This window comes from Streptomyces sp. NPDC050528 (assembly GCF_044457795.1).
Classification (GTDB): Bacteria; Actinomycetota; Actinomycetes; order Streptomycetales; family Streptomycetaceae; genus Streptomyces.
Genome location: NZ_JBITHH010000028.1, coordinates 1 through 26,327, shown reverse-complemented (window position 1 = coordinate 26,327; position 26,327 = coordinate 1). Strand labels below are relative to the sequence as shown.

The 26,327-nt window shown below is 69.9% G+C and carries 29 protein-coding genes; 22 read left to right on the top strand and 7 right to left on the bottom strand.

Going from position 1 to position 26,327, the window contains the following annotated elements; genetic code table 11:
• From ACIBK4_RS50295 to ACIBK4_RS50285, 3 genes are all read left to right on the top strand, one after another.
• Positions 1 to 552 (top strand): cation transporting ATPase C-terminal domain-containing protein (locus tag ACIBK4_RS50295; RefSeq protein ID WP_399006905.1); only part of this gene is annotated, 552 nt, incomplete at its 5' end.
• A gap of 257 nt (positions 553 to 809) precedes the next feature.
• On the top strand, positions 810 to 1,685 hold the full coding sequence (locus ACIBK4_RS50290) for a universal stress protein (RefSeq protein WP_399006903.1): 876 nt from the start codon (positions 810 to 812) through the stop codon (positions 1,683 to 1,685).
• Positions 1,682 to 2,461: an HAD family hydrolase gene (locus ACIBK4_RS50285; protein WP_399006901.1), complete on the top strand. Its 780-nt coding sequence runs from the start codon at positions 1,682 to 1,684 to the stop codon at positions 2,459 to 2,461. Before ACIBK4_RS50290 ends, ACIBK4_RS50285 begins: the two co-directional genes overlap by 4 nt.
• Positions 2,462 to 2,496: 35 nt before the next feature.
• Here ACIBK4_RS50285 and ACIBK4_RS50280 read toward each other — a convergent pair whose 3' ends face one another.
• Together ACIBK4_RS50280 and ACIBK4_RS50275 are read right to left on the bottom strand one after the other, a co-directional pair.
• Entirely contained in the window at positions 2,497 to 3,078 is a 582-nt protein-coding gene (locus ACIBK4_RS50280; protein ID WP_399006899.1) for a hypothetical protein, read from the bottom strand.
• 125 nt (positions 3,079 to 3,203) lie between these two features.
• Positions 3,204 to 3,596 (bottom strand): STAS domain-containing protein, encoded by a 393-nt coding sequence (locus tag ACIBK4_RS50275; protein WP_399006897.1) that lies wholly within the window; start codon positions 3,594 to 3,596, stop codon positions 3,204 to 3,206.
• Positions 3,597 to 3,808: 212 nt separating this feature from the next.
• Here ACIBK4_RS50275 and ACIBK4_RS50270 point away from each other — a divergent pair, with 212 nt between their 5' ends.
• The 7 genes from ACIBK4_RS50270 (at position 3,809) to ACIBK4_RS50240 (ending at position 10,602) form a co-directional block, all read left to right on the top strand.
• Complete coding sequence (locus ACIBK4_RS50270; RefSeq protein WP_399006909.1) at positions 3,809 to 4,906, top strand: zinc-dependent alcohol dehydrogenase family protein; 1,098 nt, start codon at positions 3,809 to 3,811, stop codon at positions 4,904 to 4,906.
• On the top strand, positions 4,899 to 5,648 hold the full coding sequence (locus ACIBK4_RS50265; RefSeq protein WP_399006895.1) for a helix-turn-helix domain-containing protein: 750 nt from the start codon (positions 4,899 to 4,901) through the stop codon (positions 5,646 to 5,648). The genes ACIBK4_RS50270 and ACIBK4_RS50265 overlap by 8 nt, the downstream gene beginning before the upstream one ends.
• 37 nt (positions 5,649 to 5,685) lie before the next feature.
• Positions 5,686 to 6,132, top strand: a complete 447-nt coding sequence (locus tag ACIBK4_RS50260; protein WP_399006893.1) for a pyridoxamine 5'-phosphate oxidase family protein — start codon at positions 5,686 to 5,688, stop codon at positions 6,130 to 6,132.
• 77 nt (positions 6,133 to 6,209) lie between these two features.
• Positions 6,210 to 7,154, top strand: a complete 945-nt coding sequence (locus ACIBK4_RS50255; protein ID WP_399006891.1) for a DUF4238 domain-containing protein — start codon at positions 6,210 to 6,212, stop codon at positions 7,152 to 7,154.
• 69 nt (positions 7,155 to 7,223) lie between these two features.
• A complete protein-coding gene (locus tag ACIBK4_RS50250; RefSeq protein ID WP_399006889.1) occupies positions 7,224 to 8,720 on the top strand; it encodes a HEPN domain-containing protein in 1,497 nt (498 codons plus the stop codon).
• A gap of 291 nt (positions 8,721 to 9,011) precedes the next feature.
• Entirely contained in the window at positions 9,012 to 9,845 is an 834-nt protein-coding gene (locus ACIBK4_RS50245; protein WP_399006888.1) for a universal stress protein, read from the top strand.
• 136 nt (positions 9,846 to 9,981) lie between these two features.
• Positions 9,982 to 10,602 (top strand): DoxX family protein, encoded by a 621-nt coding sequence (locus tag ACIBK4_RS50240; protein WP_399006886.1) that lies wholly within the window; start codon positions 9,982 to 9,984, stop codon positions 10,600 to 10,602.
• A gap of 8 nt (positions 10,603 to 10,610) precedes the next feature.
• Here ACIBK4_RS50240 and ACIBK4_RS50235 read toward each other — a convergent pair whose 3' ends face one another.
• On the bottom strand, positions 10,611 to 10,862 hold the full coding sequence (locus ACIBK4_RS50235; protein ID WP_399006884.1) for a hypothetical protein: 252 nt from the start codon (positions 10,860 to 10,862) through the stop codon (positions 10,611 to 10,613).
• 28 nt (positions 10,863 to 10,890) lie between these two features.
• Between ACIBK4_RS50235 and ACIBK4_RS50230 the strand changes: the two genes are divergently transcribed.
• Positions 10,891 to 11,151, top strand: a complete 261-nt coding sequence (locus ACIBK4_RS50230) for a hypothetical protein (RefSeq protein WP_399006882.1) — start codon at positions 10,891 to 10,893, stop codon at positions 11,149 to 11,151.
• 91 nt (positions 11,152 to 11,242) lie between these two features.
• Here ACIBK4_RS50230 and ACIBK4_RS50225 read toward each other — a convergent pair whose 3' ends face one another.
• The 3 genes from ACIBK4_RS50225 to ACIBK4_RS50215 all read right to left on the bottom strand — a co-directional run bounded on the left by ACIBK4_RS50225 (position 11,243) and on the right by ACIBK4_RS50215 (position 13,035).
• Complete coding sequence (locus tag ACIBK4_RS50225; protein ID WP_399006880.1) at positions 11,243 to 11,740, bottom strand: pyridoxamine 5'-phosphate oxidase family protein; 498 nt, start codon at positions 11,738 to 11,740, stop codon at positions 11,243 to 11,245.
• Between the two features lie 176 nt (positions 11,741 to 11,916).
• Positions 11,917 to 12,525 (bottom strand): CBS domain-containing protein, encoded by a 609-nt coding sequence (locus tag ACIBK4_RS50220; protein WP_399006878.1) that lies wholly within the window; start codon positions 12,523 to 12,525, stop codon positions 11,917 to 11,919.
• A 108-nt stretch (positions 12,526 to 12,633) separates the two neighbouring features.
• On the bottom strand, positions 12,634 to 13,035 hold the full coding sequence (locus tag ACIBK4_RS50215; RefSeq protein WP_399006876.1) for a hypothetical protein: 402 nt from the start codon (positions 13,033 to 13,035) through the stop codon (positions 12,634 to 12,636).
• A gap of 337 nt (positions 13,036 to 13,372) precedes the next feature.
• Here ACIBK4_RS50215 and ACIBK4_RS50210 point away from each other — a divergent pair, with 337 nt between their 5' ends.
• From ACIBK4_RS50210 to ACIBK4_RS50175, 8 genes are all read left to right on the top strand, one after another.
• The gene (locus ACIBK4_RS50210; protein WP_399006874.1) at positions 13,373 to 15,100 is read left to right on the top strand and encodes a GAF domain-containing protein; all 1,728 of its coding nucleotides are present in this window, start codon (positions 13,373 to 13,375) and stop codon (positions 15,098 to 15,100) included.
• A 243-nt stretch (positions 15,101 to 15,343) separates the two neighbouring features.
• Positions 15,344 to 16,645 (top strand): GAF domain-containing protein, encoded by a 1,302-nt coding sequence (locus ACIBK4_RS50205; protein WP_399006872.1) that lies wholly within the window; start codon positions 15,344 to 15,346, stop codon positions 16,643 to 16,645.
• A gap of 57 nt (positions 16,646 to 16,702) precedes the next feature.
• Entirely contained in the window at positions 16,703 to 18,223 is a 1,521-nt protein-coding gene (locus ACIBK4_RS50200) for an aldehyde dehydrogenase family protein (RefSeq protein WP_399006870.1), read from the top strand.
• A 15-nt stretch (positions 18,224 to 18,238) separates the two neighbouring features.
• A complete protein-coding gene (locus ACIBK4_RS50195) occupies positions 18,239 to 18,607 on the top strand; it encodes a DUF779 domain-containing protein (RefSeq protein ID WP_399006868.1) in 369 nt (122 codons plus the stop codon).
• A 10-nt stretch (positions 18,608 to 18,617) separates the two neighbouring features.
• Positions 18,618 to 19,631 carry a zinc-dependent alcohol dehydrogenase gene (locus tag ACIBK4_RS50190; protein ID WP_399006866.1) on the top strand — a complete coding sequence of 338 codons (1,014 nt, stop codon included), beginning with the start codon at positions 18,618 to 18,620 and terminating at the stop codon, positions 19,629 to 19,631.
• Between the two features lie 39 nt (positions 19,632 to 19,670).
• Positions 19,671 to 20,804, top strand: coding sequence for an NAD(P) transhydrogenase subunit alpha (locus ACIBK4_RS50185; RefSeq protein ID WP_399006864.1), 1,134 nt, complete (start codon positions 19,671 to 19,673; stop codon positions 20,802 to 20,804).
• Positions 20,801 to 21,139 carry an NAD(P) transhydrogenase subunit alpha gene (locus tag ACIBK4_RS50180; RefSeq protein ID WP_399006862.1) on the top strand — a complete coding sequence of 113 codons (339 nt, stop codon included), beginning with the start codon at positions 20,801 to 20,803 and terminating at the stop codon, positions 21,137 to 21,139. The genes ACIBK4_RS50185 and ACIBK4_RS50180 overlap by 4 nt, the downstream gene beginning before the upstream one ends.
• A gap of 5 nt (positions 21,140 to 21,144) precedes the next feature.
• Positions 21,145 to 22,560 carry an NAD(P)(+) transhydrogenase (Re/Si-specific) subunit beta gene (locus tag ACIBK4_RS50175; RefSeq protein WP_399006860.1) on the top strand — a complete coding sequence of 472 codons (1,416 nt, stop codon included), beginning with the start codon at positions 21,145 to 21,147 and terminating at the stop codon, positions 22,558 to 22,560.
• A 63-nt stretch (positions 22,561 to 22,623) separates the two neighbouring features.
• Here ACIBK4_RS50175 and ACIBK4_RS50170 read toward each other — a convergent pair whose 3' ends face one another.
• A complete protein-coding gene (locus ACIBK4_RS50170; RefSeq protein ID WP_399006858.1) occupies positions 22,624 to 23,508 on the bottom strand; it encodes a universal stress protein in 885 nt (294 codons plus the stop codon).
• A gap of 183 nt (positions 23,509 to 23,691) precedes the next feature.
• On the opposite strand from ACIBK4_RS50170, the gene ACIBK4_RS50165 reads away from it, so the two are divergent.
• The 3 genes from ACIBK4_RS50165 to ACIBK4_RS50155 all read left to right on the top strand — a co-directional run.
• A complete protein-coding gene (locus tag ACIBK4_RS50165) occupies positions 23,692 to 24,363 on the top strand; it encodes a CBS domain-containing protein (RefSeq protein WP_399006907.1) in 672 nt (223 codons plus the stop codon).
• 117 nt (positions 24,364 to 24,480) lie between these two features.
• Positions 24,481 to 24,903, top strand: coding sequence for an Hsp20/alpha crystallin family protein (locus tag ACIBK4_RS50160; RefSeq protein WP_399006856.1), 423 nt, complete (start codon positions 24,481 to 24,483; stop codon positions 24,901 to 24,903).
• Between the two features lie 672 nt (positions 24,904 to 25,575).
• The coding region (locus ACIBK4_RS50155; protein WP_399006854.1) for a slipin family protein at positions 25,576 to 26,327 on the top strand (752 nt) is incomplete at its 3' end.

Below are 26,327 nucleotides of genomic sequence, written 5' to 3'. Positions count from 1 at the left end.
CACCCGGGCGACGCCGTCGGCGCCGGCAGCCCCCTCCACCACGCCTACCGGCAGGCCACCACCATCACCTGGGTCGGGATCGTGGCCTGCCAGCTAGGCACGGCCATGGCGGTCCGCACCGAACACGCCTCTCTGCGCAGTGTCGGCCTGTTCACCAACAAACCCCTCCTGGCCGCCCTCGGCTTCGCCATGGTCTTCGCCCTCGCCGGGGTGTACGTCCCCGTCGCGCACACCGTGCTGGGCACGGAAGCGTTGTCCGTAGGCCAATGGGCCCTCGTCGCACCGTTCCCCTTCATCGTCTGGGGAGCCGACGAACTACGGCGCTGGTACCGGCGCCGTCCTCAAGCCGCGCCCGTCAGCCCGACCACCGGTACTGATCACGCACAGTCCGGCTCAGTGTTCGGTGTCGTCGCGGATCCTGATTGTGTGGTGCGCGGCCCGAGGACCGCTTCCCCGCGTCTTTCGACGAGCCCTTCCCGTCACCTTCAGGAGAACCCACCGGCCAGGCTCCAGCCAGGGGTCGATCGGCCCGGACACGGAGACGTGTCTTGACGACGGAGTTCACCGCGTTGCTCATGGAAGTCGCGCTGCGGGACAGGGTTCGGACCTCACTCCCGGCCTCCGTTCGACGCGATCCGTAGCGCGGTGGCCATTGGCCTCAGCCGTTCTCCCAGCAGGCGCTTCCCATGGGCCGAACGGCCCATGCCGGGGACCAATCGCCCCTGCTACGGCGAGGCGGGGAGTGCGACGCTGAGCGAAGTAGTCTCCCGCTGCGCGGTTGCGCGGCACGACGAAAGGCGGTGGGGACGATGGAGCTGCCCCTGGTCGTGGGTGTCGACGGATCGGACGGGAGTCTGCTCGCGGTCGACTGGGCGGTGGACGAAGCGGCCCGGCTGGGCCTGCCGCTGCGGCTGGTGTACGCGTCCCTTTGGGAGCGCTACGAGGGCGCGGTGCCGTCAGGCAGCCGGGAGCGCCCCTCCGAACAGGTCATGGCGGACAACACCGTCGCATCGGCGGCGGAGCGTGCCCACCGGCGCCACCCCGAGGTGAAGATGTCCACTGAAGTGGTCCCCGAGGAAGCGGTGAGCGCCCTGATGCGCGAGGGTCCCACCGCATACGCACTGGTCACCGGGGTGCGTGGCCGCGGTGAACTGACAGGTCTGCTCCTGGGCTCGGTCAGCCTGGCCGTGGCGGCCCGCGCAGTCTGCCCGGTGATCGTCGTCCGTGGGGACGAGGCCGGTCGGATGGGCACCCACGAGCGGATCCTGCTCGGCGCCGGTGAACCCGCCGCGGGCGGGGAGGCGGTGCGGTTCGCCTTCCGTGAGGCGGAGGCACGCAAGTGCACCCTCGACGCCGTACGCGCCTGGCGCTGCCCCGCGCACGAGACAGCCGACGACCCGTTGCTGGCCGAGGATCCGGCGCACCGTCACGAGGAGCGGGCGTCCGCCCTGCTCGATGCCTTGTTGCGCGACCCCATGGCGGACCACCCCGGTGTGCGGGTGCGCCGCAGCACGGTGGAGGGCCCGGCCCGCAGGGTGCTGCTGAACCGGACGGCTGCCGCGGACCTCGTGGTCGTCGGTGCCCGGCGCCGGACCGGCCACTTCGGCCTCCAGCTGGGCCGTGTGGCGCACACCCTGCTGCACCACGCGGACTGCCCGGTGGCCGTTGTACCGCAGCCGGTGTGACGGTGGACCGTCGACGCACCACGCCCACGTCCCGCGACCTGCTCGCTCCCGTGCTGAGGGACGTGGGGGCCGTCGTCTTCGACACCGACGGTGTGATCACCGACTCGGCCCGGGTGCATGCCGCGGCCTGGAAGACGGCGTTCGATGCCTTCCTGAGCGAACACCCACCCGAGGATCCGTCCCAGCGCGGGCCGTTCGACATACGGGACGACTACCTCCGTCACGTGGACGGCAGGTCCCGCCTCGACGGTGCGGCCGCCTTCCTCGCCTCGCGTGGCATCGAGCCGTCGCCGCGGACGGTACACGCCGTCGCCGACAACAAGGAGCAGTTGTTCACCGAGCGACTGCTCAGGCACGGCGTCGACGCGTATCCCGGAACCGTGCGGCTGGTGCGGGCCCTGCGCCGGGCGGGGGTCCCCCGTGCCGCGGCCTCCGCGTCCCGCCACGCCGGCGAACTGCTCGCCCGGGCGGGAGTCCTGGACCTCTTCGACGTGCTCGTGGACGGAGGCGAGGCGGCCCGACTGGGCCTGCCGGGCAAGCCGCGGCCCGACCTCTTCCTGGAGGCCGTTCGCCGCCTCGGCGTCCCCGCCGGTCGTGCGGCTGTTGTGGAGGATGCCGTGGCCGGTGTGGAGGCGGGCCGTCTCGGTGGGTTCGCCCTTGTCGTGGGCGTGGATCGCGAGGCACAACGAGACACGAGCGAGAGGCTGCTCAGGCACGGCGCCGACATCGTCGTGCGGGACCTCGGTGAACTCTGCGCGGGAGGAACGCCGAACTGAGGTGCCGGACCAGGGAGCGCGAGTGCGTACCCCGGTCAGCTGGTCTTGCGCCCCCAAGTCGGCCCCACGAGCTTCCACTCCGTGCCCCAGGAGCTGATACGGCGCTGGTCCAGCCGGTACCGGGCGACTGCCCCGGTGCCGAACGCCAGGCCGGCGAAGGCGAGTGCGGCGGTCAGACCCAGGACGGCGGATTCGAGCGTCGCTTCCTTCGAACTCGGCGGCTCGATGGTGAAGTTGCCCGCGGAGTCCAGCCAGACCACGACCGTGGATCCGGCCTTCTGCCCCGTGTCCACCAGCGTGCTGCCCGTATGGCTGGTTCCGTCGGCGGTCGTCCAGCGGACCTTCGCCTTGATCAGGTCGCGCGCCCCGCCGGGCGTCGAACTCGCGGGCGGGGTGTCCGTGAGGAGTACGGCCTGCACGGAGTGCCGCTCGGTGCGCTGCGCGGCGAACACCTCGTCGGCGGCGTGGTAGGTCACCAGGCCGGCGAGTGCGCCGCCCACCGCGACGACCGCCCACATGATCAGGACGATCCAGGCCTCGACGATGTCGTCGTGTCGGCGCAACGGGTTGCTCCGCAACCGCCACAGCCACTTCTTCATATGCCTGTTCCTGCCCATGAGGCCGCACCTCCTCGTCGTGGTCGTCCCTTCGAAGATGTCAGTCGGGACCATGGCGTCGCTTGGGCCGAACAGGGGCTGTGGAGTACCCCATCGGCACTGCATGCGGCACCCGGGTGGGCCGTTCAGCCCGCTGTGGCGGAGGTGTCGCCGGACTCCGGCCTGGCGGCCAGGGCGTTCGGCAGTCGTGCGTGGATCTCGAAGACGCCGCCGAGTTGGGCGTGGCGCAGGATCCGCAGGAAGCCTGTGCCACTGGTGAGCAGCCGGAGCCGTCCGTCCCGGGCGGCTGCGCGGTTCTGTGCCCGGCGCAGCACGCTCAGCCCGGCGCAGTCGATGAACGACACGGAGCGCAGGTCCAGTACGAGATCGGGGCGGGGGCCGGCGGTCAGCATGTCCAGGCGTGCCGACAGCTGATGCGCCGTGAGGAGGTCGATCTCGCCGGACAGTGCCACGACGGTCGTCCCGGCGATCACACGTTCCGAGGAGCGCAGGACTGCGGTGGTGTGGATCTCGGTCATGGTGCGAGCCAATCGGCCAGGTGGTCCCGCCCGGAAGGGCCGATCAGCCCCGTCCACCTGTTCGATCTGGGCCGTTCGGCCCACCCCGCGGACGCCGGGGCGTAACGAGCCCGTCCGGCCGGGCGATGGGGGCCGACCGGCCCAAGCCAGGACCGACGGACCCGGACACTCTGGACATGCGGGGGCAGTCGACCGAGTGGGGAAGGAACGTCATGAAGGGCTTCGTCTTCCACGGCCCGGGCCAGTCGTCCTGGGACACCGTCCCGGATCCCGGTATCAAGGACGCCACCGACGTGATCGTGCGCGTCGACGCCGTCACCATCTGCGGAACCGATCTGCACATCCTCAAGGGCGACGTGCCCGAGGTGCGCCCCGGCACGATCCTCGGCCACGAGGCGGTCGGCGAGGTCGTGGAAGCGGGCTCCGACGTGCGGACCGTACGGCCCGGGGACCGGGTCCTGGTCTCCTGCATCACCGCCTGCGGACGCTGCGCCTACTGCCGCAAGGCCATGTACGGCCAGTGCCGCGGAGGCGGAGGCTGGATCCTCGGCCACCTCGTCGACGGCACCCAGGCCGAGTACGTGCGCGTCCCGCACGCCGATCTCTCCGTCCACCCGCTGCCCAGCACGCTGGACGCCAAGGACGCCGTCCTGCTGGCGGACATCTTCCCCACCGGATATGAGGTGGGCGTGCTCAACGGACAGGTGCGCCCCGGCGACACCGTCGCCGTCGTCGGTGCCGGTCCGGTCGGACTGGCGGCGATCGCCACCGCCCGGCTGTTCTCGCCCGAGCGTGTCGTCGCCGTGGACCTGGCCCCCGCCCGGCTGGACGCGGCGAAGCGGTTCGGCGCCGACGCGGTCGTGGACGCCCGCGAGACCCCGGAGCAACTGGTCGCCGACCTCACCGACGGGCTCGGTGCCGACGTCGTCATCGAGGCGGTCGGCGTGCCGGAGACCTTCGAACTGTGCACGCGCATGGTGCGCCCCGGAGGACACGTCGCCAACGTCGGTGTGCACGGCAAGCCCGCGACCCTGCATCTCGAAGACCTGTGGATCAAGAACATCACCATCACCACCGGCCTGGTCGACACCCACTCCACACCCACCCTGCTGCGCATGGCGGCGGCCGGCCGGCTGCCCACCGGCGCGCTGGTCACCCACACCTTCCCGCTGGACCAGATGGAGGAGGCGTACGACGTCTTCGCCAAGGCGGCCGACACCGGCGCCCTCAAGGTCGTGCTCGGCGGGGCGCAGCACGAGGAAGTCGCCGTCCAGGCGGCAGGACGAAAGGACGTGACCAGCCATGCCTGACCCGTTCCCGCTGAACGTGGCAGAGGGCTCACCCACGGGTGACCTCGGGCGCCGGATCGCCGTACGCCGCACGGCACTTGACCTCTCCCGCGAGGAGACGGCCGACCGGGCCGGCGTGGCGGCGAGCTACCTTCAGTACCTGGAGGAGTTTCCCGGTTCCGCGCCGGGCCGGAGTGTTCTGCTCAGGCTCGCCGAGGTGCTGCAGACCACCGTGACCGACCTCGCCGGAGGCACCGGCGATCAGACGCCCGGCGCGGGGCGGGCCGGCTCCGACCCCGAGTTCACAGCGCTGACCGTTCAGGAGTGCCGCGAGCTGCTGTCGACGCATGGGGTGGGCAGGGTTGCGATACCCACCGTTTCGGGACCCGTCATCGTCCCCGTCAACTACAGCGTGGTCGACGGGGCGATCGTGTACCGGACCGCTCCCGGTGCGATGCCGTCCCGGGCGGCGGGCTGCCAGGTGACCTTCGAGATCGACCGTATCGACGAGGCGTTCGCTGAAGGGTGGAGTGTGCTGGCGCTCGGCCGGGCGCGGACCGTGAGCGACCCGGACGACGTACGGCGGCTGACGGAACACGCGTTCAGCGCGCCGTGGGCCGGCGGCCCACGCGAGGAGTGGGTCCGTATCGACGCGCTGAGCCTCACCGGCCGTCGGATCACCACGCGGCAGGGGACCTTCTCCGGAGCGAGCGGGACTGATGGCCCCTCACCCGTCGACCCCGCGGCGCGAAACATGGAGTGACACCCACACACAGACCCGGCGAGAGACGGACTGGCTGATGTATTCCAACGACGGATTCCGCGAACTGGAACGACACGAGTGCCTGCGCCGGCTGGCCAAGGTGCCCGTCGGCCGTATCGTCCACACCCGCCAGGCCATGCCTGCCGTCCTGCCCGTGAACTTCTCCCTGGACCACGACGGGGCGGTGCTGCTGTGCACCTCCGCGGCCTCGGAGTTGGTGCGCGCGATCGACGGCTCGGTGGTCGCCTTCGAGGTCGACGAGGTCGATGCTGTTGCGCACTCCGGCTGGAGCGTCGTCGTCACCGGGTCGGCCACCGTGGTGACCGACCCGGCCGAACACGAACGCCTGACCCGAACCGGGCCGTCCTCCTGGGTGCCCTCGCCCCAGGAGGTCTTCGTACGCGTCGAGCCCGAGCTGGTGACGGGACGTGAACTCGTCGGCGGGCGCTCGATGTACGGAGTGGATCTCCCCGGCGCGGCCTGACGACCGGAGCCCGTTCCTCCGGCGGCATGTCCGTAAACCCTTAGCCCCGGCGAAGGGCACTTGGCACAATCCGACGTGTGGGAACGGCACAGCAGACATCGCGGCAGCACCTCGTTTCCCAGGTCCTGCTCAGGCAGTTCACGATGCCTGGGCCAAAGGGCAGCGGTTGGCAGCTGCTTCCGTTTGACCTGCGAAACCCCGGACGCCGGCACAAGCTCAAAGGCACACGGGCATGCGGCTGGGCCAAGGACTTCGTCGCGTTCGACTCCGTATCCGCCGAAGAGCTGTGGTGCGCTGTGGAGCGGCGCGTGCCGGCAGCGTTGTCCGCTGTACACGCCGGCGCCCCCTTCGCCGACCCGCTTCATGTGGCCGCCCTTCATGACCTGATCGTGCTCCACTACGTCCGGTCGTACCACTACCGCCGTGTGCACATCGACGCCTTCGCTCGGGCACGCGTGGGTTTGGTCGGCCAGCTGGTCAGGAAGTACCCGGCGCAGTTGGGCCGCGAGGCGCTGCGCGAGACGGGGCTGCACCTGACCGGCTCGGAATCGCTGGGCGCGTTCGCCGAGCGACTCATCGACCGGTCCGCCGTCGTCCGCGACCATGAGAGCGGGAAGATCTTCCGCACCAGCATCGAGGACATGTACTACAAGGTGCGGGCCATGGCGTCGACTTGGCGGCTGGAGGTGCTCACGCCCGAGACGGGTCAGTTCCTGATGGGGGACAACCCTGCGGTGACTCTCCGCCGGGACGGGACGAACACGTCGTACGGCGTGGCCTTCGGCGACGCCCACACCCTCGTACTGCCCATCGGTCCAGGGCACTTGCTGGCGCTGGGGCCGGAGAACGTGATGGACACCGTGCCCCGTTCCGTCGTTTACGAACTCAACACGGTGCAGATCCATGCAGCCGACCGCTATGTGTACATGCATCCCCGGAGCGGCTTGGAGGCATTCGCCCAGGACGCGGCACAGTGGCGAACCGGCAAGGATGTCACTGAGGGCTCGTCAGCTCGTTGCTGAGGGCGATCCTGAACGGCTTCGGGATGGTCGCCGACTCGTACAGTGACAGCAATGCTTCAGGGAGAGTCTGTGAGCGAGCAGCGACACGGTGCCTGGTGGGCGCCCGAATCTCCGACGGAACGTGTGTCGGGATCGCTGATCGGTGTCGGCGGCGCCTGGCGGTTGACCCTCATCGGCGGTTTCCAGGTGGACTGGGGCGGCGACGGGCTTCATCTCGTCCCGCCGACGACCATCTGGGGCTCCTGTGTTGGCGTCCCCTACACGCTTCTGCACTGCTATCTCGACGAAGCGGTCGGCAACGAGCCCGGCACCACCGAGAGCACGAACGACCAGTGGGTGACGACCTGGCGCGTCGGCAGCCTCGTACGCGGAGGCCATGTCACCGACACCACACGATTCTCCAGCGCTTTCTTCGAGATCACCGGCCTTCCGGCGTGGTGGCCCTTGAGCGGCTTGCGTGGTCCGCAGGTGCGCCCAGGGCCCTACGTCGCTCCCGAAGACGTGGTCGCTTCCCTTGACGACGGCTCGATCGCCATCGGCGTTCGGGATGAGCGCCATTCCGGACGGCGTATGAAGTCGGTGCGTGAGCGGGTGATTGTCAGGGTGTCCCGAACCCCGGGGTTCACCCTGGATGACCTCGACAAGGACATCACAGGGCCGATGAGAGCTCTGGTGGCGATCGGGGTCGACGAACCGGTCACCGTCTTCAACCTGCGCGTCAGCCCCGAGGCCCCGCCTTCCGAGGGGAGACCCGTACGGCCCTTCGACGTCGATCCTCCTGAAGGCGAGGAACCCGAGACTCTCCCTTCGACCGTGCCTCCTCCTTTCCCTCTGTCACCTGCTGTAGAGGACATGGCATCGTTCCTGCCCTCGTGGCTGGAAGTGGCTCGCCGCTGCTCGGTCCCGTTGGACGCGGTGGAGCCCCGTCCGCGATCGGGATCCCTGCAACTGCAGTTCCTGGACGTCGTGAACGCCGCTGAGACCCTGCACCGTGCCCTGCACGCCGACCCGGCCGAGTACCCCTTCGCGGAGCGCGTCCGAAAAGGCCTTGAACAGTCTCAGGTCGCGTTCACGTCCCGTGAGCGACGGAATGTCCGCGACGCGATCAAGTTCACGGAAGTGACGTTGGAGCAACGTCTCCTCGCTCTGGCCGAGGGCCTCGGCCCAGACGTCTGCGCATGGCTGTTCGCCGGGACCGTCCGTCCCTGGGCCTTCGTCACCGCACGCATCCGCAACGTGCTCAGTCACGGTTTTGCGGCATCCGACGGCGTTCATGAAGAGCCTGGCGCGCTCGCGGGAGCGCTGCGCCTGACGGAAGCGGTGATCACACTCCGACTTGTCACCGAGGCGGGCCTGCCCTCCGGCGCAGACCTGCTTGCCCGGCTCGACCGCCACCGCGGCCTGCGCTCGCTCTCGAAGCAGACGGTCGCCGACTGGTACGCACTGGCACACCGGATCAGTCCGCAGCAGTGGGCTTTGCCGGATCCCGACCCTCAACCCGCCAGCGGCAGTGCCGAAGCCATCGGACAGGGAACGGATCCCACTACGCCGGTGCGGCCCGCGTAACTGCGAGAGAGTAGAGGTCTTTTGCCTTCGCCGGGGTGAACAGCTTGCAGGTTTCCTATCGGTGAGCCCACGTGTGTCAGATCTCCCCCCTTTCTCTTCGTCCGTGAGAGGACGACACCTGGACCGTACGGCCCGGATAGAAGGGGCCGTACGGCATGTCATCAGGTTCCCGTGGCCCCTGACCTGACCCGTCCGCGCAGGACGAGCATCGCCACCGGAGCCGTTGTGCGTCTTGGCGGCCCCTTCCCGCCGAACACGGTGAGCACGCAACAGCCAGAAGGGAAAAGGGACATGACTCTCCATCATGTGGTCGTCGGAGTGGACGGTTCGCTCGTCTCGGTCCGGGCACTTGACTGGGCCGCGGACGAAGCCGCGCGCCGCGGCGCCGAACTGCGTGTCGTGTACGCCGTGCCCGACAGCGACGAGTCCGGGCCGGTCCTGGCGTCGGCGGTCACGCGCCTCACGGCACGTCACCCGGAACTGTCGGTGGTGACCAGGGGTGCGGTCGGTGGTCCGGTGCGCACGCTTGTGCGGGAGAGCGAGGGCGCGGATCTCACCGTCGTGGGGACTCGGGGCATGGGCGGTATCGCCGGCCTGCTGTTCGGCTCGGTGAGCCTGCGCCTGGCCGCGCAGGTGCGCAGTCCGTTGCTCGTCGTCCGCGGCGACCACCGCTGCGACGACGGCCGGCCCGTGCTGCTCGGCCTGGAGGGCGACAGGGACGAGGACACGGCGCTCTACGCCTTCCAGGAGGCCGGGCGCCGCGCTGTCCCGCTGCACGTCGTGCACTCCTGGACCCACCGGCACATCACCCCCGAACTGCCCTCACTGGTCCCGGCGACGAGCCCGGGCCAGGACCAACTCGCCCGGCAGGCAAGGGCGGAGGACTCCATACCGCGCTTCAGCCTGTCCCGGCTGAGCGAGCGGCACCCCGGCATCCAGGTCGAGAGCCGTACGGTCCGCACCGGGCCGGCGCACGCCCTGCTGGAGGCCACGCGCGACTGCGCCCTCGTGGTCGTCGGTGCCCATCACCGCACCCACCGGTTCGGCCCGCGCCTCGGTCCGGTCGCGCACACTCTGCTGCACCGCTCCCACTGCCCTGTCGTAGTGGTGCCCACCGCCAAGTGACCCGGCAGACAGGGCCGTTCGGGCCCTCGACCGGGGACCTGCAGCCCCTCCGTCGTCGCTGCCCACCGCGAGACATTGAGGGCGCAACGAGAGTCGTCGGATCCCAAGCGTCGTTCCCTCGAAAGGGATGAGCATCATGGCAATCCAGAACCACCCCCAACACCACCCGCGATTCCGCTTCCCGTCCTTCCACCGGACCGGAACGGCACAGGCCACCACCGACACGACAGCGGCGACCACCACGGCGCGTGCCTATGCGTTCGCGTCGTTGCGTCTGCTGACGGGGTTCGTGTTCCTGTGGGCGTTCCTGGACAAGACGTTCGGGTTCGGTTACGCCACTCCGTCCGGTAAGGGCTGGATCGACGGCGGTTCGCCCACCAAGGGCTTCCTGAGTTCCGTAGCGGCCGGTCCGATGGAGTCCACGTTCCATGACTGGGCCGGTGCGGGCTGGGCGAACTGGCTGTTCATGCTCGGTCTGCTGGGCGTCGGCATCGCGCTGGTCTCCGGTGTCGCGCTGCGGCTCGCCGCCGTGGCCGGTACGGCGATGATGGCGCTGATGTGGATCGCCGAGTGGCCGCCCGCCAAGCACCTGTCCGACGGCACGCTGAGCATGTCGCCCAACCCGTTCGCCGACTACCACCTCATCTACGCCGTAGTCCTCATTGCCCTCGCGGTGGCGGGTGCCGGTGTCACGTGGGGTCTCGGAAAGGTCTGGGCCACGTTGCCCATCGTCCGCGACCACAACTGGCTGAAGTAGACGGCCGGTTACCCGTCGCGACCGGGGTGCCACCGCCAACTGGCGCTGGCACCCCGGTCGTTCATGTGCCGTCGCGTCGCGTCACCTTCGGCCTGGACGGCTCGACCGAACGCCTTGCCGCTGCGGACTGGGCCGCCCGCGTGACGGCTTTGCACTGTGACGTCGTACTCCGTCTCGACCGGTGAGAACTCCACGAGGCCGTAACCGAGTTCGTCCTCGAAGCGGCCGAGCGTGGCGCCGCCGCCCTGCGGATCGTGCACGACTGGAAGGAGCCGTCCGGTCCGCCCGATGCCGCTGCCGAGCCGAAGCGGGGAGCCGCTGATCGACGTACTGAGGGCGTGGCGGGACAAGCTCCCGGGTGTCGAGGTGATCGAGGAGGCCGTGGTCGGCCAGGCCGGTTCACGCCTGGCCGATGTGGCACGTGACGCCTCGCTGCTCGTCATCGGCCACAAACACTGGGGCTGCCCGCTTGGCGCGCTCGTCGGCCGGTGCCCCATGCGGTCCTGCGCGGCGCTGATGCGCCCGTATTCGGTGGTTCCTCACGGCTGACGCGTACTTGGCTGGGGCGGCGAGCGGTCGAGGTACATGGCCGTGCCCGCCCGTCCGAGCTTCGGACGGGCGGGCACCGGAGAGTCAGGTGTCAGGCTTCGGCCGGCTGGTCGACGGGGACGAGTAGGAGCCCGGTGACCAGGTCCGGGTGGATGCGGACCGCGTAGTCCATCGGCTGCCGCACCCAGGGATGCAACAGCGCCTGATAGCGGGCCAGTTCGCGGGCGTCGGTGACCAGGTGAGCGTATCCCGTGACCACCACGCTCCAGCCGAGGCGCGTGTCGGGGTCGATGGCGTCCGCTTCGTAGGCCACGACGACCCCCGGGCCGTCGGCTTGGAGGGTGCGTGAGGTCAGGGCCGCGCCTTCATGCGTACGGATGACGATGTTGCCGTCGTCCACGATGTGGTTCACCGGGCGGATGGTCGGCAGTGCCTGCCGGGTGAAGGCGATCCTCCCCATCGGCACGCTGCCCAGTAGCCGCAGGGCCTCCGTGCCGTCGATCTCGACGGTCCGGCGCGGTGGTTCCGTGGGGACCGGCTGCTCTCGGTCCGGGGCCCCGGGAGGCCTCCCTGTAAGTTCGTCACTCACTGGTCGATGTCTCCGGCCGACGCTCCACCGGGACGCCCGGATGGCGGTCGGTAGATGGGGTGTCTGTGTTCGATCAGGCCATTTGAGCCGCACCGGTACCCGTCGGGCTAGGGCCGTTCGGCCCTGCGTTGTGTCCGCTCGGCCCTTTGCCCCTGACGTTTCCGTGCGGGCGGAGGTCAGTCGTCGACGCGGTGGGTGAGACCGTTGACCATTCCGGCGACGCCCTCCAGCTGCCACACCGCCCTGATCGCCTTCGGGACGTCGCTACGGCGTTCCACCGGCCCGGTCAGCGTGACCAGACCGTCCCGGACGAGCACGGTGACGGTGTCGGGAGCCAGACCGAGGGCGCCGACCAGGACGTCGTCGATCACCTCACGGCGGACGTCCTCGTCCGTGCGGAGGAAGACCCGGAGCAGGTCGCGGCGGGTGGCGATGCCGATCAGGCGGTCCTCCTCGTCCACCACAGGCAGCCGCTCGATGCCATGACGCTCCATCACCCGAGCGGCGTCCGGAACGGGTTGCTCCGGGTGCACGGTGACCGCGGGCGTCGACATCAACTCTTCCGCGGTGCCGGCACGGCCCTCGCCGACGTCGGCCCGGTGCGCCTGCTCACGCACCAGATCGGTCCCGGAGATCACTCCGATCACCTTGTCGTCGTCATTGACTATGGGCACCCCGCTGATCCGGTGCCGGTCCAGCAGCTGGACCACTTCCCTGAACGGTGTCATGGGATGCGCCCGGATGACGTCACTGGTCATCACTTCACCGACGGTGCGGGTTTTCACGGCACTTTCCTCCTTCACCTGCGCCGGAGGGGAACGGCCTCCCAACTGCTGTGCCGGGAGCAGCCGTTCCACTCGTGCCGGGCGACGGGCCGTCGCCCGGAGCATGCCTCACAGATCCTGCCGGCCGTCCGCCGGGCCGCCGCGCCACGGGGGCGGGGTGGCCGACCTGCGGGCCGTGTCCTCGCGGTGAACGACCCGATCCAGGCGGGTACGCAGCCGGTCCTGCAACCGATCGGCGAGTTCGTGCGCGCTCGCTTCCCGCGCGTGGACGACGAGGAGATCGCTCCCCACCCGAATCTCGGCCCCGGCCGACCACGGCTGCTCGGCGTGATGCGCCGCGGCCCTGGCGATCCGCACCTCGCCGCCGACGGGAGCGAGCCCCGGGCGGTCGAGGACCGCGCTCAGCTTGGCCCGCAGGTAGGTGAGTGCTTCCTCGTCCACGTCCCCCTCGGTCCGTACCTGTAGGGCGGCGGGCGAAGGGGTCTGGCTGCCGGTGTCCTTGAGCGTCATCTGCTCCACTCCTTTGATCGTTCGTCAGCAGTTCCAGACTGGCCCTGGTAGAGCGGGGGCATACAGGGCCGCCCGGCCCTGTATGCGGGCCAGTGGGTCCCCTTTCCGTGTCGTCGGACCAGTTGGTCAAGGACGGCGTCGAGCGGCGTGGTCAGGCGGGCGTTGCCGCTCAGGACTGGTGCCGCCCGGAGAGGAGGGCCGCTGATCGAGTCCTCAGGTTCCGGAACATCTCTCCAGGTGCTTGATCCCCGTATCCTCACCGGCTCGGGGCGGATACCGTGGCACATGACCGGAGCGGTCGGCCGGCGGTGTGTTGAGGCGATCTGGAGGATCACCGGTGGGAAGCCCTGAGGAGTCCCGGGTGGCCCGGGTCCGGCTGCCGCAGCTGAAGATGGACGAGCTGCTGGAGGAGCTGCAGGCCCGTCTGGACACGGCTCGGGGTACGCGTGACCGCGTGCACAGTCTGCTGGAGGCGGTCCTCTCGGTCGGCCGGGAGCTGGATCTGGAACAGGCCCTGTACAGCATCGTGGAGGCGTCGGCTGTCCTGGTGGACGCCGAGTACGCCGCGCTCGGTGTGATCACCCCGGACGGGAAGGCGCTGTCGGCATTCCACACGGTCGGTGTCACCGAGGAGCAGATCGCTGAGATCGGCCCCTATCCGCAGGGCCACGGCATTCTGGGCGAGTTGATCCGGCATCCGGAGCCGCTGCGGCTGTCGAAGATCTCCGAGCACTCCGCGTCGTATGGTTTCCCGGCCAATCACCCGCCGATGAACAGCTTCCTCGGTGTCCCGATCCGGGTGCGTGACCAGGTCTTCGGCAACCTGTATCTGACCGAGAAGCGCGGCGGAGCGCAGTTCGACGAGGACGACGAGTCGGTGCTGTCCACGCTGGCCGTCGCGGCCGGTGTCGCGATCGACAACGCCCGCCTCTACGAGGAGTCCCGGCTGCGTGAGCGCTGGCTTCAGGCCAACGCCGAGATCACCCACGGGCTGATGTCCGGTGGCGCGCGTACCGATGTCCTCGCCCTGATCGCCGAGCGGGCCGGTGAGATCACGGGATCGGCCCTCGCGGCCGTCGCGCTGCCGATGGAGGACACCGGATCGCTGGCCGTGGAGATCGCCGTCGGCATGGACGCGGAGGCGCACCAGGGGCTCGTGCTGTCTCTGGACCGCACCCTGATGGGGCTGGCGTTCTCCAGTGCCGCTCCCGTCACCAGCGCGGACGTGGGCAACGACGGTCGCATCTCGCTGGATCCACCGCGCTTCGGGGGACTCGGTCCCGCCGTGGCCGTGCCCATCGGAACGGCGGAGGCGGGTGTGCGTGGCGTCGTCCTGTTGGCGCGAGAGGCCGGGCGACCGCCCTTCTCGGTGACGGAGACCGAGACTCTCCAGGACTTCGCCGCCCAAGCGGCCGTCGCCATGGAACTGGCCGACCACCGTCGGGACGCGCAGGAGGTCGCGGTTCTCCAGGACCGCGACCGTATCGCCCGTGACCTGCACGACCTGGCCATCCAACGGCTGTTCGCGACGGGCATGACCCTGCAGAGCGCCGGCCGTTTCATCGAGCACGAGGAGGCCGCCGAACGCGTGGTGCGGGCGGTGGACGACCTGGACGAGACGATCAAGATCATCAGGTCGACCATCTTCGGCCTGCGGGCCCGTGACGGCGGTGCCGGGACGGGACTGCGGGCCCGTGTCGTGCGCGCGGCCGGGGAGGCCGCTCCCGTGCTCGGCTTCGCACCCAGCGTCCGGATGGAGGGCCTGGTCGACACCGACGTGCCCCGGGAGACCGCCGACCACGTGATCGCCGTGCTGTCCGAGGCACTGACCAACATCGCTCGGCATGCCGAGGCAGGCCGCGCCGATGTGGCCCTGGTGACGGACGGCCGCGAGGTGCGCCTGTCGGTCACCGACAACGGCGTGGGCATACCGGCCGAGGGCCGACGCAGCGGGCTGCGGAACATGGAGGAGCGGGCCCGGCAACTCGGCGGAGCGCTGGAGTGGACCACTCCGCCGGAGGGCGGCACCGCGCTCGCGTGGAAGGTACCGGTGTCCGGGAAGTAGGCGCCTCTCCGCCACCGTAGATCGCCCCTCCCAAGCCCCGGCCGGGCCGCGAGCACCGGACGTCATGCGGTTGCTGCATCCCCATGCCCGGCGCACCGGCGACCGCCCAGCGCTTTCTCCGCCGGTCAGCCCTTGTACGGGCCCGAGGGACCCAGCCGCCAGGGCCGTTCGGCCTCTGCCTCCCGGCCCGCTATAGAGCTGAGGTGGGTGTGGCGGATCTGGAGAAGGCACGTGGGAGGTGCGATGGAAGCTCCCGTCACCACCTCGGTTCACACCCTGCGGACGGCACACGAGCAGTTCGTGACCACGCCCGGAGCGTTGCCGCAGGTACGCGGCCTGGTCGCCGACTCATGGCGCCGCTGTGCGGTGCGCGGCGTACACCCCGACGGCAGCCACCTCCCGCCGCTGCGCGCGACCGCCGCAGAACTGACCGCGTACCGGCGCGCCCATCCACTGGCCGCGGCCCTGCCCCTGTTCCGGGAGCTACTTGGGGACGGTGCCGCCGACGACGGGCACGTCTTCGCGGTCGCCGACGCCGACGGCACCCTGCTGTGGGTCGAGGGCGACACCGCGACGATCGAACGCGGCGAGCTGATGCACTTCGCCGAAGGGGCCGTGTGGTCCGAGGCACGGGCGGGGACCAACGCCCCTGGTACCGCACTGGAGTTGGGGCGCCCGGTCCAGATCATGACGGGGGAGCACTACAGCTCCGCCGCGCACGCCTGGTCGTGCGCCGCCGCTCCGGTGCGTGATCTGTCCACCGGACGCGTCCTCGGCGTGATCGACCTCTCCGGCGGCTCCACCATCGCCACACCGCCCGCTCTGGCCGCCGTACGAGGAGCGGCTCTCGCCGCCGAGGCGCACCTTGCCCGGACGACGGCAATGCCTACGACGACGTCGGCCCCCGACCCAAACGGCGTACGGCTCAGCGTGCTTGGCCGGGACAGTGCCCTGCTGGAGCACGGCGGGCGGGTTCTGCGGCTGAGTCCCCGGCACAGCGAGATCGTGCTGGCGCTCGCTCTGGCCGGCCACGGAGTGATGGGCGACCGGCTTGCCGTGGAGCTGTCGGACCGGGAGGTGCCGCCCTCGACGCTGCGGGCCGAGATGACCCGGCTGCGTGCCGTACTGGGTCCCGCTCTGCTCGGCTCCCGGCCGTACGCGCTGCTGTGCCCGGTGCGGACCGACCTCGGCGAGGTCTCCGCGCTGCTCGCCGAGGGGCAGGTGGCGCAGGCCCTCGCCCGTTACCCCGGTCCGCCGATGCCGCGCTCCGACGCGCCGGTCGTGGTGGAGCAACGGCGTTGCCTGGAACAGCAGTTGCGCGGAGCCGTCCTGGGCAGCGGCGATCCCGCGCTGCTGCGCCGTTGGGTGGATGCCGACTGGGGAACCGACGACACCGCCGCCTGGTCGGCGCTCGCCCGCACCCTGCCCAACGGATCGCCGCAGCGCGCCGCGGCGGCGGCCCGGGCCCGCGGCCTGGACTTCGCCGAGGCCCTTCCGCCGCAGCTCGTAGGGCATGCAGCGGTGTTGCAGCGTTCGCGTTCCTAGCGTGTTGAGCATCACCACGATCGTCGTGATGAGGAACCCGAGGACAAGGGGACGGTCATGAAGTACCAGCCTCCGGGCCGGGCGGGCAGCCCCGTGGATGTCGCGCCCCGCTACGAGAACTTCATCGGCGGCAAGTGGCAGGCACCCACCACTGGCGAGTACTCGCCCAACCTGTGCCCCGCCACCGCCAAGCCGATCTGCGAGGTCCCGAAGTCCGGACCCGAGGACATCGAACTCGCCCTGGACGCAGCGCACTCCGCACAGCCCAAGTGGGGCGAGGCGTCCACCACGCAGCGCGCCGCCGCCCTCAACGCGGTCGCCGACGCCATCGACGCCCATCGCGAGGAACTGGCGATCGCCGAGAGCTGGGAGAACGGCAAGCCGGTCCGCGAGACCCTCGCGGCCGACATCCCCCTCGCAGCCGACCACTTCCGCTACTTCGCGGCCGCGATCCGCGCCGAGGAGAGCTCGATCACCGAGATCGACAAGGACCTGATCTCCTACCACTTCCACGAGCCGCTGGGCGTGGTCGGCCAGATCATCCCGTTCAACTTCCCGCTGCTGATGGCCGCGTGGAAGCTGGCCCCGGCGCTCGCCGCCGGCAACGCCACGGTGCTCAAGCCCGCCTCCCCGACCCCGTGGTCGATCCTCAAGCTGATGGAGGTCATCGGCGACCACCTGCCGCCCGGCGTCCTCAACGTCGTCAACGGCCCCGGCGCCGAGATCGGCAAGGCGCTCGCGACCAACAAGCGCATCGCCAAGGTCGCCTTCACCGGCGAGACCACCACCGGCCGCCTGATCATGCAGTACGCGGCCCAGAACATCATCCCGGTCACCCTGGAGCTGGGCGGCAAGTCGCCGAACATCTTCTTCAACGACGTGGCCGCCCACGACGACGACTTCCTCGACAAGGCCGTCGAAGGACTCGTCCTGTACGCGTTCAACAAGGGCGAGGTCTGCACCGCACCCTCGCGCGCCCTCATCCAGGAGGACATCTACGAGGAGTTCATGGGCCGTTGCCTGGAGCGCATCCGCGCCATCAAGCAGGGCGACCCGCTCGACACCGCGACCATGATCGGCCCGCAGGTCTCCAAGCAGCAGATCGAGAAGATCGCGTCGTACGTCGAGATCGGCCTCAAGGAGGGTGCGGAACTGCTCGTCGGCGGCCACCGGCCCACCATGGAAGGGGAGTTCGCGAACGGCTACTTCTACGAGCCGACCGTCCTCAAGGGCCACAACAAGATGCGGGTCTTCCAGGAGGAGATCTTCGGACCCGTCCTCGCCGTCACCACCTTCAAGGACGAGGCCGAGGCCCTGGAGATCGCCAACGACACGCTCTACGGCCTCGGGGCCGGCGTGTGGAGCCGCGACACCGGCCGCACCTACCGGATGGGCCGAGCCATCAAGGCCGGCCGCGTCTGGACGAACTGCTACCACCAGTACCCCGCGGGTGCCGCGTTCGGTGGCTACAAGGTCTCCGGCATCGGCCGCGAGACGCACAAGATGATGCTCGAGCACTACAGCCAGACCAAGAACCTCCTGGTCAGCTACAGCGACAAGCCGCTCGGGCTGTTCTAGGAGGAGTGCAGCGACATGCCCGGAACAGTCGAGTACGGCACCGTCGGGCGCGTCACCGCAACGAGTGCGGCGCGCAAGGCCATCGCGGCCCTGCGCGCCGCCCACGGCAGCCCCGTGATGTTCGTCCAGTCGGGCGGCTGCTGCGACGGCAGCGACCCGATGTGCTTCCCCGGCGGCGAATTCGCCCTGGGAGACGGCGACATGCTCGTCGGCGTGGTGGACGGCTGCACCTTCCACGTGAACGCGGACCAGTACGAGGCGCACGGCCGCCCCTTCTACGTCCTGGACGTGGAACCGGGCACACCGGGCGGTTTCTCCCTCGCAGCCGGAGAAGGGCTGCATTTCGTGACCCGGGTCAAGGCGACCCGGTTCAGGACCACTTGAGGAGCAGATCATGAAGGCAGCGGTCGTCACCGACTTCGGGAAGCCACTGGAGATCCAGGACCTTCCCGTCCCCGAGCCCGGCCCCGGCCAGGTGCTCGTGAAGATGGAGGCCTCCGGCCTCTGCCACACCGACATCCACGCGGCCCACGGCGACTGGCCGGTCAAGCCGCAACCGCCCTTCGTCCCCGGCCACGAGGGCGTCGGCCCCGTACAGGCCGTGGGCGCGGGCGTCTCCGCCGATCTGATCGGCAAGCGGGTCGCCGTGCCGTGGCTCGGCTCGTCCTGCGGCACCTGCCGCTACTGCGTCTCCGGCTGGGAGACTCTCTGCGAGAGCCAGGTCAACTCCGGCTACTCCGTGGACGGTTGCTATGCCGAGTTCGCCGTCGCCAGTGCCGGTGCGATCGTCCGGGTCCCCGACGGCGTGTCGTCCTTCGACGCGGCACCGCTGACCTGTGCGGGCGTCACCACGTACAAGGCGATCAAGGTCGCTCGGGTGACCCCGGCCGAGCGCGTCGCCGTCTTCGGCGTCGGCGGCCTCGGCCACCTGGCCGTGCAGTACGCGCGCCTGGTCGGCGGGTTCGTCACCGCCGTCGACCTGGAACCCGACAAGCTCGGCCTCGCCCACCAGCTCGGCGCCGACCTGACGGTCAACGCCCGTACGCACGACCCGGTCGAGGAGATCAAGAAGGCCGGCGGCGCGGACGTGGCCGTGGTCCTGGCCGCCGCGCCCAAGGCGTTCGAGCAGGCGTACCGGTCGCTCAACCGTGGCGGACGCCTCGTCATGGTCGCCCTGCCGGCCGACGACGCCGCGATCAACGTGCCGATCTTCGAGACCGTGCTCGGCGGGATCTCCGTCATCGGCTCCATCGTCGGCACCCGGCAGGACCTGTCCGAGGTGTTCGCGCTGCACGCGGCCGGCCGCACCAGGGTCATCGCCGAGACGCGGCGCCTGGACCAGGTCAACGACTCCTTCGACGAGGTCCTCGGCGGACGGGCCGAAGCGCGGCTCGTCTTCGAATTCTGAGCCCGGCAACCCCGGGGTCACAGGGAGAGGCAGCAGATCATGGGAACCGTCATCGTAGGAGCCGTACGGGAGAGGGCGCCCGGTGAACGCCGGGTCGCGCTCGTCCCCGAGGCCGTAACCCTCCTGCGCCGGGCCGGAATCGACGTCCTCGTCGAGGCCGGTGCCGGGTCCGGCGCCTGGTTCGCCGACGCGGAGTACACCGAGGCCGGCGCGACCGTCGTATCGCCGGAGGAGCTGTACGCGCGCGCGGACGCCGTGCTGTGCGTCGGACCGCCGGACCCGGAGAGCGCCGAGGCGCTGCGCACCGGGCAGACCCTGATCGGACTGCTCGAACCGCTCCGCCATCCCGCCCTCGTCGACGAACTGACCGGCCGCGGGGTCCGCACGGTCAGCCTCGACCTGCTGCCCCGCACCCTCAGCCGCGCCCAGTCCATGGACGCGCTGACCTCCCAGGCCAACGTCGCCGGCTACAAGGCGGCGGTCCTCGCCGCCGACTCCTACGACCGGTTCTTCCCGATGCTGACCACCGCGGCGGGCACCATGCGCCCGGCGCAGGTCCTCGTCCTCGGCGCCGGAGTGGCCGGGCTACAGGCCATCGCCACCGCCCGCCGCCTCGGCGCCGTCGTCTCGGCGTACGACGTACGTCCCGCGTCCCGAGGGGAGGTGGAGTCGCTGGGCGCCCGGTTCCTCGACATACAGACCGTCCAGGCAGCGGAACCGGGCGCCGAACAGACCGGCTACGCAAGGGAGTTGACCGAGGAGGAGCAGCAGGAGCAGCGGGCGGCGCTGGACGAGCACATCGCCCGCTCCGACATCGTCGTCACCACCGCCCAAGTACCCGGCCGCAAACCGCCGTTGCTCGTGACCGCCGAGGTCGTCGGGCGGATGAAGCCCGGCTCGGTCGTCGTCGACCTCGCGGCGGGCGAGTTCGGCGGCAACGTCGAGGGCACCGAGGCCGACAAGACCACCGTTCTCGACAACGGCGTGACCCTGATCGGCGCCGGCCGGCTGCCGTCCGCCATGGCGACCGCCGCGTCCACCGCCTACGCCCGCAACCTCGTCGCCGTGCTGCGTCACTTGGCGCCCGACGGCGAACTCGTCCTCGACCCGACCGACGAGATCACGGCCGCCCTGACGGGCGGAGCGTCCCAGACAGGAGGTGCATTCTCATGAACAACCTCGACCTCCTCACCGCGATCACCGTCTTCGTGCTGAGCGTCCTGGTCGGCATCGAGGTCATCAGCAAGGTCCCGGCGACCCTGCACACCCCGCTGATGTCCGGCTCCAACTCGGTGCACGGCATCGTCGTCATCGGCGCGATGCTCATCGCGGCCGAGTCGCACACCTGGCTCGGATACGTGCTGGCCTTCGTGGCCATGGTGTTCGGCGCCATGAACGTGGTCGGCGGATACGTCGTCACCGACCGGATGCTGGAGATGTTCAAGGCCCGGCCGGCCACCGGAATGCCGGACAAGGTCACCGCCGGCACACGGGACAAGGAGGTGTGACTGCCATGGACACCGTCTCCAATGCCGTCCACTACGTCTTCCTCGCTGCGGCCGCCTGCTTCGTGATCGGCCTGCACCTGATGAACCACCCGCGCACGGCCCGCCGCGGCAACACCCTGTCCGCCGGGGCCATGGCCGTCGCGATCGCGGCGACGGTGTGGCTCGTCGTCCACGAGGGCCGGATCACCGGCACCGGCTGGCTCGTCCTGGCCGGCGGCGGTCTCGTCGGCGCCGCACTTGGCCTGGGGGCCGCGCGAGGGGTCAAGATGACCGCGATGCCTCAACTGGTCAGCATCTTCAACGCCGTTGGCGGTGGCGCCGCCGCCGTCATCGCGGTCAACGACCTGCTCCAGGCAGACCACCCGGCCGCACTGGGCGCACGTGTCTCGGTTCCGGGCGCCCTGAGCATCGTCATCGGCGCGGTCACCTTCTCCGGCTCGCTGGTCGCGGCGGGCAAGCTCCAGGGCCTCGTCTCCGGCTCGCCGGTGGTGTTCCCGGGGGCACGCCTGCTCAACGTGCTGCTCCCGGCATCCTTCGCCGTCGGCACCGCCTGGCTGGTGCTGGCCCCGGACTCCACAACGGCCCTGTATGGACTGGTCGTTGTCGCCCTGCTGTTCGGCGTGACGATGGTGCTGCCCATCGGTGGCGCCGACATGCCGGTGGTCATCGCCCTGCTGAACGCGTTCACCGGGTCGGCGGTCGCGATGGCGGGCTTCGTCCTCGACGAGACCGCGCTGATCATCGCGGGCATGCTCGTCAGCTCCTCGGGCGGCATCCTCACCAAGCTGATGGCCGACGCGATGAACCGGTCCATCCTGAACATCGTGATCGGCGGTTTCGGCACCGGCGACAGCGCTCCGGCAGGGACCGGATCCGGTGCCCCGGCCCAGGTGCGCGCGGTCTCCGTGGACGACGTGGCGATCCAGCTCGCGTATGCGCGCAAGGTCGTCTTCGTCCCCGGGTACGGTCTCGCCGCCGCCCAGGCGCAGCACGAACTCGGCGACCTGGCCAAGTTGTTGACCGAGCACGGCGTCGAGGTCAGCTACGCCGTCCACCCGGTGGCCGGCCGTATGCCGGGACACATGAACGTGCTCCTGGCGGAGGCCAACGTGCCGTACACGCAGCTCAAGGAGATGGACGAGGTCAACCCCGAATTCCCGCAGGCGGACGTGGCGTTGGTGATCGGCGCCAACGACGTGACCAACCCGATCGCCCGCCGCCCCGGCAACGCGATCTCCGGCATGCCGATCCTCGACGTCGACAAGGCGAAGAGCGTGGTCGTCATCAAGCGCTCGATGGGGCACGGCTACGCGGGCGTCGACAACGAGCTGTACACCGACCCGAAGACCGGCATGTTCTTCACCGACGCGAAGAAGGGACTGACCGAACTGAAGGCGGCCGTAGGCGAGTTCGTCGGCTGAGCGGTAGACATGAGTGAGGCCCACGCGCCGGCCGCGTGGGCCTCACTCATGTCTGGCGGTGCTTCACTCGTGCGGGACGATCGCGACCGGACAGCGGACGTGGTGCATCACCGCGTGGTCGACCCGGCCGGTGTGCGCACCGACCCTGGCCGGGCGGTTGCGGCGGCCGACGACCAGCAGGCCGGCGTCCGTGGCCGCGCCCTGGATCAGGTGCGCCGCATGGTCGTTCGCCACGACCTTGTGGACCTCCACCGTTGGGTACTTCTCGCGCCACGGCCCGAGGACCCTGGCCAGCTCCCGCTCGGCGTCGTCCTGCGCGCTCATGTTCTTCGCGCCGGGCCCCGGAGAGATCGACTGCTGCCACGCGTGCACCACACGTAGCGGTGCGGACCGCAGCGCAGCGCTCTCGAAGGCGAACGCGAGAACCTCCTCGCACCTGTGCGCCGTGTCGACACCCACCACCACCTCGCGGTACGGCGCACGGGCCGACGGTTTGCCGTCGGAGCCGGGCACCCGCTCGCTCGAGGGGATTTCGTCGGCCCGGACCAGCACGACCGGCCGCGTCACGCGAGCCACTGTGGCCAGCGCCACGGAGCCGGCCAGGAATCCGCCGAGTCCGCTGAACGCGCGGCTGCCCAGCACCAGCAACTCGCCCTCCGCGCACGCCGACACGAGGGCGTCGGACGCGGGCCGGGCGATCTGCTCGGCGTTGAGATAGATCTGCGGATAACGCTCGTTGATCCGGTCCATGGCTTCGCGGAGGATCCGCCGCGACCAGAACCGGGGAGCCTCCAACTCGGGCAGCGTCGACGGTTGGGGCGACGCCGCCTCCCACGCGTGCACCAGGCGCAGCGGCACACCGCGGCGCAGTGCTTCCCTCGCCGCCCAGTCGGCGGCGGCGAGGCTCTCGCGTGAACCGTCCAGTCCTACGACAACAGGACGCAGCACGGTCAACACCTCCCTGGATCGTGGCCTGCGGGCTGGACCGCGGGCCTTCTACCACCAGGTTCGTCGCGATTACACAGAGGGGACGAGTGCCTATCGGGACCGAGAAGGGGACCACTTGGCCCATGCGCCGGATGCTGCCGTGACCGAGGCTGACGGTGTCCCGTGACGACATCGGAGGACATCATGCACGGCACTCCGCACATCGTGAACGATGTGATGACCCGCACCGTCGTCGCCGTTCGACGCGATGCGGCTTTCAAGGACCTCGTCAAGACCATGCAGCAGTGGAAGGTCAGCGCCCTTCCCGTCCTGGACGACGAGGAACGGGTGATCGGCATCGTCTCCGAGGCCGACCTGCTGCCCAAAGAGGCGTTCCACGACGGCGACCCGGACCGGTACTCCGAACTGCGCCGACTGTCCGACCTGGTGAAGGCCGGGGCCGTCACCGCTGCCGACCTGATGACCGCGCCGGCCCTCACCGTCCGCGCCGACGCCACCCTCGCCCGGGCCGCGCGCACCATGGCGCAGACCCGGACCAAGCGGCTCCCCGTGGTCGACGACCAGGGGCTGCTGAAGGGCATCGTCAGCCGCTCCGACCTGCTGAAGGTATTTCTGCGGGAGGACAAGGACATCGCGGACGAGATCCGCCGCGAGGTCGTCGCCCAGCTGTTCCCGGAGCGGGCCGAAACGATCCGGGTGGAGGTGCGCGACGGCGTCGCCACGCTCACGGGCCGCATCCCCGACACCGCCCTCGTACCCGTCGCCACCCGTCTGGTGCGCGCGGTGGAGGGAGTGGTGGACGTGGACTGCGCACTCCTTGGACCACCCCGCCGTCCGGACACCGAACCCCTCTGAAACCCGGAAGATGATCGGCTGCCAGGGCCCGACCGGGTCGACCACGGGCCCGGTCGGCCCGCGCGCGCGACGTCTTCGCGCGGGACGCTGGGAGTGGAGAAGAAAGGGAGGGAGAACATGAGCGGCATGATCGAGCGGCTGCCTGGCTGGCCGGCACTTCCCGACCTGTTCGGCTGGGTCGAGACCGGGTTCCCGGGCACGCACGCCGTCGCAGGGCTGCACCACATCCGGATCGAGGAGCAACTGACGGACGGCACGTACGTGGTGCGGGCCGAACTTCCGGGCATCGACCCCGCCAAGGACGTCGAGATCACGGTCACGGAAGGCGTTCTGACCCTGCGGGCGGAGCGCAGTGAGGAGACCACGGAGAAGCACCGCACGGAATTCCGCTACGGCACGTTCGCCCGCGCCCTCCGGCTCCCCGCCGGCGCGCAGGGCGAGGAGGCCACCGCCGCGTACAAGGACGGTGTCCTGACGATCACGGTCCCGGTGCCCGAGACGAAGACAGGCACCCGGACCATCCCGGTGCAGCACGGCTGAACGCGCGCACACGCGCCGTGTCGCACCCCGTGTGCGCGGCCGGGACAGGGCCCCCGGCCGCGCACACGACCGAGCGCACTCGTGCGACGAGGAGGCGGCCATGACCCCGACGGAAGCCCCACAAGCGGCACCACCCGCGGAAGTCCGCACCAGACCCGCACTGCTCACGTTCCTGGGCGGCGTCGGGACGGTCACCGGCAGTAAGTTTCTCGTCGAGACCCCGGAGCCGTGTGCGCAGGTTCGAATCCTGCCGGGGGAACTCCGGAAAAGAATCCTGACCTGCAGAAAAACAGGTCAGGAGTTTTTACGTTCACGTCAAAACGCACACGGTCTGGTGGGTCGTTGCTTTTTGGGCTCAAATGCGGCAGGTCGGCACCACTGTGAAGTGGACCCTCCCGCTGCCCGTCGGCACCGGCTGAACCTCCCCAGGTAAATCCCGGCACTCCGGGGGCCGTTCGGCCCAAGCGGCAGACGCACATGGCGGGGGATGCTGGGTACATGGCGGGCCCGCGGTCCGCACCGCGCTCCGGCCAGGTGACAGCACGGCTCTCCACGACGGAGCCGGCACCCCGACAACGTGCCGGTGCCCTCGTGGCTCACGCGCCGCCGCCTCATCCCCCGTCCCGGGACCTCGCACGGCAACGACGTGGTCCTCATTCTGAGGAGCAGCTCATGGGAGTTCTGGTCTTCCTTCTGATCGTCGTCGCGGTGCTTGCCGTCCTGGCACTCGCGATGGCCGTGAAAATCGTCAAGCAGTACGAGAACGGCGTGCTGTTCCGCTTCGGACGCCTGGTCGGAACCCGGTCCCCGGGACTGCGGATCATCATCCCGTTCGTCGACGTCCTGCACCGGGTGTCCCTACGGATCGTCACCATGCCGATCCAGTCCCAGGGCATCATCACCCGGGACAACGTGAGCGTGGACGTGTCCGCGGTCGCCTACTTCCGGGTGGTCGACGCGGTGAAGTCGGTCATCGCCGTAGAGAACGTCCACACGGCGATCAACCAGATCGCCCAGACCACCCTGCGGAAAGTCGTCGGACAGCACACGCTTGACGAGACCCTCTCCGAGACCGACCGCATCAACCTCGACATCCGCCAGATCCTCGATGTCACCACCGCGGACTGGGGTGTTCAGGTCACGCTGGTCGAGTTGAAGGACATCCAGCTGCCCGACACCATGAAGCGCGCCATGGCCCGCCAGGCCGAGGCCGAGCGGGAGAAGCGAGCGAAGATCATCAACGCGGAGGGCGAGTCGCTGGCCGCCGCCGCGCTCGGCGACGCCTCCGACACGATGATGGCCCACCCCCTGGCCCTCCAACTGCGCAATCTGCAGAGCCTGGTGGAGATCGGCGTCGACAAGAACACCACCGTCGTCTTCCCCGCCCCCCTCATGAGCACCATCGGCGAACTCGGCTCCTTCCT

Excerpts from the sequence above, each read along its gene's own strand:
- ACIBK4_RS50290 (WP_399006903.1), top strand. The coding sequence starts at position 810 with ATGGAGCTGCCCCTGGTCGTGGGTGTCGACGGATCGGACGGGAGTCTG.
- ACIBK4_RS50280 (WP_399006899.1), bottom strand. The coding sequence starts at position 3,078 with ATGGGCAGGAACAGGCATATGAAGAAGTGGCTGTGGCGGTTGCGGAGC.
- ACIBK4_RS50275 (WP_399006897.1), bottom strand. The coding sequence starts at position 3,596 with ATGACCGAGATCCACACCACCGCAGTCCTGCGCTCCTCGGAACGTGTG.
- ACIBK4_RS50270 (WP_399006909.1), top strand. The coding sequence starts at position 3,809 with ATGAAGGGCTTCGTCTTCCACGGCCCGGGCCAGTCGTCCTGGGACACC.
- ACIBK4_RS50265 (WP_399006895.1), top strand. The coding sequence starts at position 4,899 with ATGCCTGACCCGTTCCCGCTGAACGTGGCAGAGGGCTCACCCACGGGT.
- ACIBK4_RS50260 (WP_399006893.1), top strand. The coding sequence starts at position 5,686 with ATGTATTCCAACGACGGATTCCGCGAACTGGAACGACACGAGTGCCTG.
- ACIBK4_RS50245 (WP_399006888.1), top strand. The coding sequence starts at position 9,012 with ATGACTCTCCATCATGTGGTCGTCGGAGTGGACGGTTCGCTCGTCTCG.
- ACIBK4_RS50240 (WP_399006886.1), top strand. The coding sequence starts at position 9,982 with ATGGCAATCCAGAACCACCCCCAACACCACCCGCGATTCCGCTTCCCG.
- ACIBK4_RS50230 (WP_399006882.1), top strand. The coding sequence starts at position 10,891 with ATGCCGCTGCCGAGCCGAAGCGGGGAGCCGCTGATCGACGTACTGAGG.
- ACIBK4_RS50215 (WP_399006876.1), bottom strand. The coding sequence starts at position 13,035 with ATGACGCTCAAGGACACCGGCAGCCAGACCCCTTCGCCCGCCGCCCTA.
- ACIBK4_RS50205 (WP_399006872.1), top strand. The coding sequence starts at position 15,344 with ATGGAAGCTCCCGTCACCACCTCGGTTCACACCCTGCGGACGGCACAC.
- ACIBK4_RS50200 (WP_399006870.1), top strand. The coding sequence starts at position 16,703 with ATGAAGTACCAGCCTCCGGGCCGGGCGGGCAGCCCCGTGGATGTCGCG.
- ACIBK4_RS50195 (WP_399006868.1), top strand. The coding sequence starts at position 18,239 with ATGCCCGGAACAGTCGAGTACGGCACCGTCGGGCGCGTCACCGCAACG.
- ACIBK4_RS50190 (WP_399006866.1), top strand. The coding sequence starts at position 18,618 with ATGAAGGCAGCGGTCGTCACCGACTTCGGGAAGCCACTGGAGATCCAG.
- ACIBK4_RS50185 (WP_399006864.1), top strand. The coding sequence starts at position 19,671 with ATGGGAACCGTCATCGTAGGAGCCGTACGGGAGAGGGCGCCCGGTGAA.
- ACIBK4_RS50180 (WP_399006862.1), top strand. The coding sequence starts at position 20,801 with ATGAACAACCTCGACCTCCTCACCGCGATCACCGTCTTCGTGCTGAGC.
- ACIBK4_RS50175 (WP_399006860.1), top strand. The coding sequence starts at position 21,145 with ATGGACACCGTCTCCAATGCCGTCCACTACGTCTTCCTCGCTGCGGCC.
- ACIBK4_RS50165 (WP_399006907.1), top strand. The coding sequence starts at position 23,692 with ATGCACGGCACTCCGCACATCGTGAACGATGTGATGACCCGCACCGTC.
- ACIBK4_RS50160 (WP_399006856.1), top strand. The coding sequence starts at position 24,481 with ATGAGCGGCATGATCGAGCGGCTGCCTGGCTGGCCGGCACTTCCCGAC.